Below are 12,095 nucleotides of genomic sequence, written 5' to 3'. Positions count from 1 at the left end.
GGTTTAGTTGATCGAACAAAGGAACAGAGGATTCAATGACTAGTCATCAACATAAGGTTCTTCGGAAATTGCTTATATATCGTATATCACTTGATTTTTTATGGTAATATTAGTAAAAGTAACATCTATTGAGGTGAGTATACTGTTAATTAATGTTTTAATCACACTTGGTTTAGTTTTGGCTATTTTTTCTTCAATTGCAGCTTGGTTGAATACTCAGATTATCCTAAAAGAATTATCTGAAATAAAGGCAAAGTTAGAAATTAAGGAAGATAAGAAACCTTCCTTTCTCGATACAGACTTTGATAATGACTAATTAAGACGTCGAAATGAAAACAGGCTATTCCTTGATCTAGGATGTTGGAAATGAGTTTAACAAGGTTGCTACTAGTATTCACCATAGAGCAATATACTCGACTTAGGAAGATGCACTTCAGCTGCTCTTGTATTTTCCCATTCCTAGAAAAGGAACAATTATTACTATTTCGTTCCTCGAGTTTGCAAACAGAAGACACCCCCAATCAAGCTAATAGTAGCTTGATTGGGGGTGTCTTCTAGTTTTTCAATATATACTGTAATTTAGAAGCTCCCATAACCGATCGTTTCAGCAAAAGGGGATGGCAGAAGCCCTGAAAAAACTAAAATTAAATAACAATAAAATTTTCCCACTAAAATGATTTACTCAATTAAAGTCTTTTGTCTTTAACAAGCCTCCAGTAATGATGACCTAAAGATGTAAGTCTACATGATTTAGAATTCATAGCAGCAAAATACATATAATCTGATTCAATAGGTACTACTAGTCCTACATCTTGAAATTGTTGCAAGTTCTTAAAAATTGCTACATTTTCAGGTATTGCATAAGGTCTAATTATAGAATGCTCCACAATTTCTGAATTTGTATCTTCATAGGAAGGGTCAAGATTGTACTCTTCTTGTGGAGTAGGAAAGTACTCAATAATTTTTCTCAATGTTTGTAATGAGAAATGTGCCATGATATGTCTCCTCCATTTTTTATGTAATATTTTGTCGAAAAGTATAAATATTAGTTTTCTGCAGTGTTCTTCACAATGCAGTTAATCATTAATACCAAATCAATAAGGAAGTCCTAGAAACCACTTCAGATTCTAGAACTTCCTTACCTATGCACTATATCAACTCTATCTACCCTACAAACCAGCGACTAGTATCCGAGAACATATCCCTGTAGAAACACTCGATTTCTAAAATCCCGCTTCCGATTCATACTTGTAAATCCCTTCGCAATTGCTGAAGCAGTAATTTTATGATTTTTAGTAATACTGAATACAGCAATAAAAATGAGCCTGAGACTGATTTCGGGGACAGTAGCAAGCTGTGGCAAGCAAGATTAAGTAGACAGAAGGAATCAAATGCAGAAAAGATAATCAGTAGATATTAGTACTTACTTTAGTATTATTGTTTGGGATCAAAATAAGGGATATTGATCAAGAGGTTATCTCTCGTCCAATATCCCTATCTTTTGAATGTATTGATCTATCCGTGTTCACAATGAGATTCTGTATAAACATACAAATTCTCCGAAATAACTTATTTTCACTTAATCATATTTTGCTTCTTGAAAGTTTTGCTTAATTTCTCAGCTTTAACTTCTATTTTAATTTGGGTTTCAATCGATTCATTTTCACCTTCTAATAAAATTGTCAATAAGACCATTTTAATCGATTCAATCTTTCAAGAAATCGCTCAGCAACTTCAGGTTCAACACTTTTAATAAAATTTACTTTACCATATATATATTCTTTAAAAAATGACCTATCTTCCAAACCTAACTCTTTCAAATGATTAAATATTCCATATTTTTCACAATAATAAATTTGCTGTTCAACTTCTTTTTTAAATACTCTTCTAACCCGTACTTTGTTATTAACCAAAAGCCCAGTAACAAATTGAGGATGATTTTTATATTGCATACGTTCTTTTTTATCATTTAATTTAAAACCATAGAACTCAATAATATTTTTAAAAGCTCCTTTTTTAACTAAAAATGTAGGTATATCATTTGTTGATATAGTCATATCATCTGCATATCTTGAATAATTCGCTCCAATATTCTTTGATAAAGAATTCATTGATTCATCAAGATTGATACAAAGTATGTTAGATATAATTGGACTACATGGAGAACCTTGAGGTAAATATCCTTTATAGGTCATTAGTTTAGCAAAAGCATACGAAACTTCTGATGAATATCCAATATTATAAAATATAAAATAAACATTTTCGAATGAGATTGATGGAAAAAAGTCTTTAATATCTATATTATATACAAGTTCTTTATTCGTATGTATCTGTGCATTTTCAACAATGTTAACTTGTTTTTTAAAACCCATGGCATATTTGCTAATAGAAAAATTCACCAATATGTTATCTAGAATCCACCTTTGAATTTTTTTTAAGTTTAGACTTGGAGCATCAATAACTCTATATGATCCAGATTTTTTTGGGATTTTAAATTCTTTATAAAATTTTTGATTATTATATATATAGTGAAACAATATAGGATAACTTATTCCCATTATTTTCGATAAATGTTTTATATCAAATATTATAGGTGAATTTTTGTTATATAAATTCTCTGCATATGTTGTACATTTATCAATATATTTAGTTGAGAATCCTCTATTAATCATCTTCATTTTTAACTCATCTACATAATCCATAATGTATCTCCTAATTATTGTCTAGCTTCTACTATAATTTATTGTTTTAATTTACTTCATATCGCTTGTCGATATTAATCCAATTGCTTGCAATTGGATTAGGGATTAAAAAGCGCCCTTCTTTTTTATCCCTAATGCTATAAAGTAGCATTAATTATGACTGAGACTCCCAGCCAATCTAGAAGCTAGACAATTTTATTATATTTCATTTAAAGCTTTTATTAAACCTTTTTGGTATATATATTTCTGAAATACATGTTGGCATTTTTGTAAAAATTTCTTGTTCTTCAATATTTTCAAATTCAGTCTCATATAAACCCAGTCTCTTTAATTCATTAATTCCTGATTCAGTTACCTTATAATATCCATCAAGTTTGAGTAAATTTTCTTCAATTAATTCCCTTAACATCAAATCTAACTGCTCAATTTGGAATCCAAATATCATTAGCAATTCGTTATAAGAATAACTTGCTGCAACATTATTGAAATAGTGCAATACCATATTCATTTTATATTTATCCATTAGACATTACTCCTTTTAGAATTCGAGTAATTCTGTCTCTTTCTATTTGGAGCGGTGATTCGTGTAAATAATCTATTCCATTTTTTAGGATTCACCTCTGAAAAGTACCAAAGACAACTAACAGTATTATTCGGGATATTATGAGAGAATAATACTAATAATTCCGAATTTTTATATCCCAATATATTATTATGATTTTTTCCCCATAAACCCTCCTCAATATTACTTAATCTAGCATATTGTGCTGTTGATAAAATATTTATAGCAGAAAGCTTTTCTAATTTTATGTAATAAATAAATTCAATATGAGCTTCGTTATATTCTACAGTTAAAGTATTAAATTCTTTAATTGCTTGTTCAGTAACGCTTAAAAATAAAAAAATTACTTTTTTTCCCTTTAACTCAGCATAATGAGAATTTATAAATTTTCTAGCAGTACCTCCTGTTCCTGAAATATCATCTACAAAAATTAAAGTATTATAAGCTTTAGCATATTGAAGATCATTAATAATTGAATCTCGGTATGGTAACAATCTTGTCCCATTAAATTGCGCTTCAATATCAATTTCTTTAATTAAAGATACCAATTCATTTGAACCATTATATCTACCGTTAATGGGATTTAACGGTAAAATAACGACATCATTTAAACCATCATAGCTTTCTTTTAATTTACTTATTTCTCCTTCTAAAATAGATTTGATTTCAGTTTTCGAAAAAAACCTTATATTGCACAACAAATTATTCAAGATTTTTTTATCATCACTTGCCCTAACATTTTCAATCCAACTCCTATACTTTGAATCTATTTCTTTAAAATATCTTTCATCAGAATATGTCTTTTGTACTCTTGTTATAAATTCGACCGCTATATTATCCATTCTTCTACTCATCCTTTAAATAAATTTCAATAGTTCGAATGTCTGTTTTTTATGTGTAAATCATGGATATATGTCTCAATTTCTTCTTTAAGCCAGTAAGGTTTCCTTCTCTTACTTAGCATGTGAATTTTGTTGGCATCCATGTTATAACCCATGTTCATTCATTAAATCCCCAAAGTCCTTTTGACTTAATAAGTCATTTGGATTCTTAATGATCAATGATTTGGGTTCTTAAAAGTTAGGTATCGGTGTAAAAGTAGCTGTGCAACCGATTCATTGAGATAGCTGAAATAAATCAAATGATTCTTGTTCAAAGAATCGAGAAAATCCTACTAGCTCTTGTTCATTTCCTTTTTAAATTGACTACAATATGTCCCGAGTAAATTGTCTGTTCTTTTTTCGTCATGAAAAATGCACTTCTACTTACAACAGAGGTAATAAATGCGCAGATCCATCCAAGAACAGGGCATACTAACTGAAAGATATCGCCTGTTTTTTAAAATTATTATTTTACTTCCTCAAAGTGAGGCGCCAAAATGGCTTTTAAGACATCTGCGCTGTGTTGGAATTTTTGTTGTTCTTCTTCATTGAGTTCTAATTCGACAATTTCTCGGATTCCACTCCGATTTATGATTGCGGGGACACCCATGTATACATTCTTTTCACCATACTGGCCATCCAGATGAGCAGATACAGTTAACACGCCATTTTCATTGTTTAAAATGGCTTTTGTAATTCGCGCAAGTCCCATGGCGATGCCGTAGTAAGTAGCACCTTTTCCTTCGATGATTTTGTAGGCTGCATCCCGCACATTAATGAAAATCTCATCTAAATCTTCTTTTTTATACTGTTCTTGGCGTTCAATCATTTTCAAAATGGGAATACCACCTACGTCTGCAGAACTATAAACAGGTAACTCGCTGTCACCGTGTTCTCCGATGATATACGCATGCACATTTTTTGGTGCGATTTTAAAGTAATCACCTATTAAGTATCGGAAACGGGCTGTATCAAGAATGGTACCAGATCCGATGACTCGTCCTTTCGGTAACCCACTATAATGCCATGTAGCGTACGTTAAGATGTCAACGGGATTGGTTGCGACAAGAAAGATGCCATCAAATCCGCTTGCCATGACATTCTCGACAATTGTTTTAAAAATATTCAGATTTTTATCCACAAGGTCAAGTCGTGTTTCTCCTGGTTTTTGGTTTGCTCCTGCACAAATAACAACTAAATCTACATCTGCACAATCTTTATACTCTCCAAAGAGAATATTTGTTGAATCTGGGGTGAATACTTTCCCATGATTCAGATCCATTACCTCACCGATTGCTTTTTCTTTATTTACATCAATCATAATCAACTCATCTACAATTCCTTGGTTCATAAGAGCAAAGGCGTAGCTTGACCCTACATATCCTGTTCCAATTACTGCGACACTGCTTATTTTTTCTTTTTTCATAAGTTGATCTTCCTTTCATATCAATATGGTTGTAAAAGGAAATATTTTATTAAAAAATTCACTATTAATCATCTAAACTTTTAAATAGATTATCATATCTGTAACCAAAGTAATAATAACAAATAAAATATAACTCATTGCCCCCCTAGTAATGGCAACCACATTTCCTTTTTCCCGCCTTGCTCCCTTTCGTTTGACATAATTCCATGAATTTTTCAATATAATGTTTATGCACTACATATTTATTAATGGTTATCAAAGTATAAGTATGGAGGGGAAATAAATAACTCGTACAAATGAACAAAAAACTGTTGCTGTCATAAAGAAGGGAATAGGTTTTGGAACTTGTCTTTCCATGGTGATCTCTTACACAGCTTATCAGTCCATAGGATGGGCTATATTACATGGCTTTTTAGGTTGGCTTTATGTTATTTATTATATGATTAAATATGCACCTGAATTATTTTGAAAAATTGATGACAGACTTCAACTTAATAAAATGATTAGTTTTAAATCACTTTTTTGTAAATCAATAACGTTCTTTATAATTGAAAGACTTACACCTAGACCTGAATTATTAATGCAATATCGAAATAAAACATGCTTAGGAGAATTTCCTAAGCATGTTTTATTTCACAACATTCGATGGCTGGTATTGTTCAGAAACGATGAAATCATCTTCCATTAGAACATAAGGATGTGTTTCCATTAAAATCTTTTTGAGGTAGTCTGGCATTCTCTTTCCTTCGTACGCACAAATTAGTGGAAACGACAGCTGATTTACTGCTTTGTCTATTATTTTCTCTAAATCTTCGATGATATGCAGCGGCTCTTCCATAGTCGCCCACTCTACATGTGCCCATGCTCGAAAAGATCTTTTATTTTCCACGTAGGGCTGTACTGTTTTGTTAAAGTATTCAACGATTGCAGGAGGATGATAACTGCCACTTGAATAATAGAAATCGAAGCTGTTTACAAAGTGAATGTAGTCCATTTGATCTTTCGTTAACCGTGTACACAGTTCCTTGTGAATCATAGGATAAAGACGGTCATTTTCAATAAGAATAACGTAATCTCCTGCCTCAATACCATCTTCGATATAACTCAAAATCTGTTTAAGGTAATTTTCTATCTCATTAAACGAATACAGCACATGAACATTTTTTTGGTCCTCAAACAACTGATTCATTTTGCTTTTCATGCAATCACTCCTTCTCTGCGTATTTACTTAATTATACTAGAATTCTGTAAGTAGAGCCCAATATATTGAAAATAAATTAACTAAGAAGCTCAACTCATTAATTCAAAATCTCTCCAATTGGATTGCCATAAATAACTCCGACTCACTCTAGAAAAATCACTGTTAAACTGTCCTATACATCAGCATCACACTACTATATATTAAAGCAAGGTGATGATATGAAAGCAAACATATTCGTAAACAATGAGAAATTTATAGCTGGAATGACCATTAAAGATAATGCAGAACATGAAAACAACAACATGGCACTTCATGCCTGTGAAAACCCCGATCATATAGTGGAAAATCGTAAGAAATTAGCTGCTTACTTACATTGCGAGCTAGATGATTTCGTTTGTACCGACCAAACACATAGCTCGAATTTCCATAGAGTAACGCTTGATGACAAAGGGCAAGGCGCTTTTAGAAAAGATACCGCTATTGCGAATACAGACGCCCTGTATACGTTTGAGTCAAATGTGTTATTATGCAGTTTTGCTGCCGATTGTGTCCCTGTGATTTTTTACAATGAAGTGAATGGCATCATTGGCGTAATTCATTCCGGTTGGCAAGGGACGGTCAAAGAAATCTCCCTACAATTATTTGAGCACTTAAAACAAGTTGAACAGTGTAACCCAAATGATTTTCAAGTCCAGATTGGTGCAGCTTTGAGCCAGGAAAAATTCGAAGTTGATGAAGGTGTGTATATAAAATTCAAAGACCTTGGCTATGCCGATGATTTTATGTATTACAATGACCAAACTCGCAAATATCACATCGACAATCAGCAAACCGTGAAAAAGCAATGTGAGTTAGCAGGCATCCCAGCTGAGCAAATTACGATTGATCATACCTGTACGTATGTAAGCCCCGATGGTTTCTCTTATCGTCAAGACAAAAAAAGCGGAAGACATCTGAGTTTTATTATGAAAAAGGACGCATGAACAATTGGTCGATTTTATCAGCTAAATATATTAAAAAAAGCACATCAATTTTATAAATTGATGTGCTTTCATAATTTATCGAAAAAGAACTTTTCCTGCTGGTACTCTATTAAAACACAATTATTTTTTAATAAACATTTGTGTCCAGTAATTGCCGTCCTTCACATATCCTTCTCCAATATGAGTAAAGTCTTTGCTCAGGATATTCGCTTTATGACCTTCGCTATTCATCCATGCTTGCACTACCTCAGCTGCGCTTCTTTGACCTTGCGCAATGTTTTCACCGGCCGATTTATAAGTAATGCCAAAGTTTTTCATCATTGTAAACGGTGAACCGTATGTTGGACTTGTATGGCTGAAGTAATTTTTGTCATGCATATCTTGAGACTTAAACTCTGCCACTCTTGCAAGCTCCCAATCATTCTTCAAGGCTGGAAGTCCAACTTTTGCTCTTTCGACATTTACGAGTCTAGTCACTTCTTGCTCTACACTAGCTTGTTCTTTTGTAGGAATATTAATCGTTTGTCCAGGGTAGATAAGATTTGAATTAGCAAGCTGTGTATTTGAGTCTATTAATTCCTGAACACCCGTTTGTGTTTTCACAGCAATTTTCCAAAGAGAATCTCCTGAAACTACTGTATATGAACTATTCGCCATAGCGCTGATTGGAAATAATAAAGATATAGATATAACTGAAGCAATAGTAACTTTACCTAATTTTTTTAACATAAAATCAATCCCTCCTGTTTGTATATATTCATAGTAAATAGTTTCGTTGAGTAATTCACTACTTAATATATGGATGAATTTTTACAATTTGATGACACCTGAAATAAATAACTTTAAATTACTAGAGATACAACGATTCTCTATAAGTAGTGTAGTAACAATTTTGAAATATAGCCGTAACAGGAAATAATTACTATGAAAAAATTGAGCTTTATGGTTCTTATTTACTTAATTCATTGAGCAATACCCCTTCCAAACGAAATAAACATACAAGAAAAGACATCAACTTTCACTCACAAATGGTTCAAGATGATGTCTTTTCTGTACTAATATCCATAATTCTAACAAGTGTAAAGTGGGAGCCTTATATTAGGAATGTACATGTAGGAGCAGGCATTTAATATGAATTATGAATAAGTGAAGTAGCCTAGTAATCTATAGCTGAGATTCTTGAACTATCATCTTGCTCTATGGATTTCATAGTTTCTTTTTGTAGTTTTAACCTCTAATTGATACACTATTCAGTGAAAGACTTTCTTTTAGTTTACATTTTTTTGTATTAGCTTTTAATTTCCATAAAAAATCTTTCTAAGGAGCTGGGATCATGCGAAAAGAACAAGTGGATTTTATCAAAAACGGAAAAGGTTTTATTGCTGCACTCGACCAAAGTGGCGGCAGTACGCCAAAAGCGTTAAAGCTTTATGGCGTCCCTGAAGATGCATATTCCACTGAAGAGGAAATGTTCGGTCTCATCCATGAAATGAGAACGCGCGTTATTACCGCACCTGCCTTCAGTTCGGATTCTATCCTCGGTGCGATTCTATTCGAACAAACGATGGACCGTAAAGTCGAAGACGACTATACGGCAGATTATTTATGGGAAAAGAAAGGCGTTGTTCCCTTCTTAAAAATCGATAAAGGATTGGCAGAAGAAGTTGACGGCGTTCAAATGATGAAGCTTATTTCCAACTTAGATGAGACTTTACAACGAGCTAACGAGAGAAATATTTTCGGAACTAAAATGCGTTCTGTCATTAAAGTAGCAAATCCTGAAGGGATCAAAAAAGTGGTTGCCCAGCAATTTGAGATTGGCAAACAGATTCTAGCAGCTGGGTTGATGCCGATCATTGAACCTGAAGTGGATATCCACAGTAAGGACAAAGAAAAGTCTGAAGAACTATTAAAAGAAGAGATTGTAAATCAATTGGATACTTTAAGCGAAAACCAAAACGTCATGTTAAAGTTGACCATTCCAACAGTCGACAACTTCTATAAAGAATTAATCGATCATCCACGAGTACTGAGAGTGGTTGCCCTTTCTGGCGGTTATGCACGTGAAGAAGCAAATGTGAAATTAGCAGCCAACCATGGTTTGATTGCAAGCTTCTCAAGAGCTTTATCTGAAGGGTTATATGCAGATCAGTCAGAAGAAGAATTCAATACACGCCTGAAAGATTCGATTAAAGGAATCTATGAGGCATCTATAACGTAATTTAGTTTATTAAATCAAATAAGAACGCATAAGGAAGATTTCCACTCTCTCCCTTGTGCGTTCTTTTAAGTTCATGTCATTTTTCAAAAGAAGTAATTAAATTCATAAACAGATAAATCACATACAGCGGCACTAAAATGATCGCCATGTATTTCAGCAGGTAAACCGAACTCGTCATCAGACATTTCGCTTTTGCAATCATCACTTCTTTTAAATCATTTAATATCACGGGCATTGATTTTACCTCCTTAGGGACGTGTGGATTCGCTTTCTTCATCGCGATTTGTCGTTCCTCTGTATCGTTTTATTCTATATCCAAATCATATCCATTAGCTCTCTTGTCCAGTTTTCTCCGGCACATTCGCGGCAACCACTTCCGCCAGCTTCTGAATCCCCCTCACAATCGCTTCCGCATCCGCGTAACTGAAAGAAAGCCTTAGATATTCGCAGCGTTCTTGATCGAGGAAGAAGTGTTTGCCGGGCACATAAGACACGCCGGCGTCCAAAGCCTGAGACAGCATTTCTGCCGTATCCACTCCTGAAATTTTGACCCAGACGAAATAACCGCCTTCTGGAACATACCATGTAACGGCCGGTGGCATGAACTGTTCCAACGCTTCGATCATCGCCGTACTTTTCGCCTGGTAAGCGTCTGTCAGCAATTTCAGGTGGTCGTCAAAATCGATGCTTTCGAGAAACGAAGCCATAGTCGACTGCGCGAATGGATGGTTTAAATCCTTCTTAAACCAGCTCAAGACCTTTATCAATTTCTCGGGTCCTGCCACCCAACCGATTCGCATACCCGGCGCCACCACTTTCGACATAGAGCCGATATGGAGCACCCGGTTGTTGTCGTCCATCGCTTTCAAAAGACGCGGTCTTTGCGTGAACCCCAGTTCGCCGTATGCATCATCCTCCAAGATGAGGAAATCGAATTCTTCGGCAAGCTCGAGCAATCGCTTTCGGCGTTTCGCTGTCAATGTTGTACCCGTAGGATTCTGCGAAGTCGGAATCGTATAAAGAATCCTTGGCATCTTTAGCCCATCCCGCTTGCCGTTTTCCAACATTTCCGCAAACTGCTCTGTATCAAGTCCTTGTTCATCTACTGGAATAGCCATGAAATGTTCCGTGTAATTCTGGAACACCTCGAGCGCCTCCATATACGTGGGCGACTCGAGCGCTACAACCGCTTGATCGTCCAATAAAATCCGAGCAATCAAATCAATTCCCTGGCAGGCCCCTGAGGTCACTAACAGCTCTTCTTTCGCGACTTCCACACCGCGTTCAGCTAGCCTTTTTTGAATAAACTCCTTCAGCTGAAGGATCCGCGGGCTGCCCATATACTGCAGCGGCAAATCCTGTTCCTCTTCAAGCAAGCGTACCGCAGCCGTCTTCAATCCCACGGCAGGCACAAGCAAAGGTTCTGGATAACCTGAACTGAGGCGGATGCATCCTTCCGGTAGCGTTAGCAGCCACTGTCCCGGTGGATCGTTTTTGAAAGCTAAGCTAATATTTTTTGAAAATGGATAGTCTTGTTTCATGAAAACCGTGCCCCTTTTTTGATTCTGTAAGCTCTTCTGTCCATTCTACAGATTGTTTAGAGATTTGAATATCATCAGTCTGCGTGCGTAGGTAAAATCGTGTGGAAATTTAGCAGTGCATAATACAACATAACTAGTTCCTGTTAAACCTGTATTCACCCATTATTCCGATTTTTTGACTACTGGTTCTCCGCACGGATATCACGATTGCAAACAAAAGCACATCAACTTTAATCATTGATGTGCTTTTAAAATATTAATAGTTTCTCAAACAGTGAAAACTTACTTACGATATGGACTTCGACTCATTTTTCAAGTGAAGGCATCCCTTATCTTTTACGAATGAATGAGTTAAAAATCTGTAGTACTTCATTTATTAATCCCTCAAGTAATAAATATAGAGCAGCTTAAAAATGAAACTACATTTCGATAAAAACTGAAGATATTACAACTATATTTTTATAGCTACCGCGTGACTGACAAATTGGATCATCTTCAAATCGTTGTCACTGTCCCCCATCGCCAAAGTTTCACAGCCCACTAAATCAAAGCGCTCCTGCATCTGTTTAATTCCTGGG

At 34.7% G+C, this 12,095-nt stretch carries 13 protein-coding genes; 3 read left to right on the top strand and 10 right to left on the bottom strand.

All coding sequences use genetic code 11. The features are described 5' to 3' along the window. Positions 1–100 precede the first annotated feature (100 nt). Positions 101–316 carry a hypothetical protein gene (locus E2636_RS18875; RefSeq protein ID WP_166669473.1) on the top strand — a complete coding sequence of 72 codons (216 nt, stop codon included), beginning with the start codon at positions 101–103 and terminating at the stop codon, positions 314–316. Between the two features lie 370 nt (positions 317–686). On the opposite strand, the gene E2636_RS02885 is transcribed toward E2636_RS18875, so the two are convergent. From E2636_RS02885 to E2636_RS02855, 6 genes are all read right to left on the bottom strand, one after another. After that, entirely contained in the window at positions 687–995 is a 309-nt protein-coding gene (locus tag E2636_RS02885) for a hypothetical protein (protein WP_134208837.1), read from the bottom strand. 687 nt (positions 996–1,682) lie between these two features. Continuing rightward, entirely contained in the window at positions 1,683–2,702 is a 1,020-nt protein-coding gene (locus E2636_RS02880) for a retron St85 family RNA-directed DNA polymerase (RefSeq protein WP_134208835.1), read from the bottom strand. A gap of 205 nt (positions 2,703–2,907) precedes the next feature. Continuing rightward, a complete protein-coding gene (locus E2636_RS02875; RefSeq protein ID WP_134208833.1) occupies positions 2,908–3,225 on the bottom strand; it encodes a hypothetical protein in 318 nt (105 codons plus the stop codon). Beyond that, positions 3,225–4,106 carry a phosphoribosyltransferase-like protein gene (locus tag E2636_RS02870; protein ID WP_134208831.1) on the bottom strand — a complete coding sequence of 294 codons (882 nt, stop codon included), beginning with the start codon at positions 4,104–4,106 and terminating at the stop codon, positions 3,225–3,227. The genes E2636_RS02875 and E2636_RS02870 overlap by 1 nt, the downstream gene beginning before the upstream one ends. Before the next feature lie 505 nt (positions 4,107–4,611). Continuing rightward, complete coding sequence (locus E2636_RS02865; protein ID WP_134208829.1) at positions 4,612–5,571, bottom strand: L-lactate dehydrogenase; 960 nt, start codon at positions 5,569–5,571, stop codon at positions 4,612–4,614. A gap of 628 nt (positions 5,572–6,199) precedes the next feature. Next, entirely contained in the window at positions 6,200–6,772 is a 573-nt protein-coding gene (locus E2636_RS02855) for an MEDS domain-containing protein (protein ID WP_134208827.1), read from the bottom strand. Between the two features lie 218 nt (positions 6,773–6,990). Here E2636_RS02855 and pgeF point away from each other — a divergent pair, with 218 nt between their 5' ends. Next, positions 6,991–7,755: a peptidoglycan editing factor PgeF gene (gene pgeF / locus E2636_RS02850; protein WP_134208825.1), complete on the top strand. Its 765-nt coding sequence runs from the start codon at positions 6,991–6,993 to the stop codon at positions 7,753–7,755. A 120-nt stretch (positions 7,756–7,875) separates the two neighbouring features. Here the strand turns inward: pgeF and safA are convergent, their stop codons facing one another. Continuing rightward, entirely contained in the window at positions 7,876–8,484 is a 609-nt protein-coding gene (safA, locus tag E2636_RS02845) for a SafA/ExsA family spore coat assembly protein (protein ID WP_134208823.1), read from the bottom strand. Between the two features lie 604 nt (positions 8,485–9,088). Between safA and E2636_RS02840 the strand changes: the two genes are divergently transcribed. Next, entirely contained in the window at positions 9,089–9,976 is an 888-nt protein-coding gene (locus E2636_RS02840) for a fructose bisphosphate aldolase (protein WP_134208821.1), read from the top strand. A gap of 76 nt (positions 9,977–10,052) precedes the next feature. Here E2636_RS02840 and E2636_RS18870 read toward each other — a convergent pair whose 3' ends face one another. The 3 genes from E2636_RS18870 to E2636_RS19530 form a co-directional block, all read right to left on the bottom strand. Continuing rightward, positions 10,053–10,211: a hypothetical protein gene (locus E2636_RS18870; RefSeq protein WP_166669472.1), complete on the bottom strand. Its 159-nt coding sequence runs from the start codon at positions 10,209–10,211 to the stop codon at positions 10,053–10,055. 94 nt (positions 10,212–10,305) lie between these two features. Further along, entirely contained in the window at positions 10,306–11,517 is a 1,212-nt protein-coding gene (locus tag E2636_RS02835; protein WP_134208819.1) for an aminotransferase-like domain-containing protein, read from the bottom strand. Between the two features lie 451 nt (positions 11,518–11,968). Next, positions 11,969–12,079: an HAD hydrolase family protein gene (locus E2636_RS19530; protein ID WP_134208817.1), complete on the bottom strand. Its 111-nt coding sequence runs from the start codon at positions 12,077–12,079 to the stop codon at positions 11,969–11,971. Between the last annotated feature and the right edge of the window lie 16 nt (positions 12,080–12,095).

This window comes from Paenisporosarcina antarctica (assembly GCF_004367585.1).
Classification (GTDB): domain Bacteria; phylum Bacillota; class Bacilli; order Bacillales_A; family Planococcaceae; genus Paenisporosarcina; species Paenisporosarcina antarctica.
Note: the sequence above shows the minus strand (reverse complement) of the source record. Positions and strands in the feature narration are given on the sequence as shown.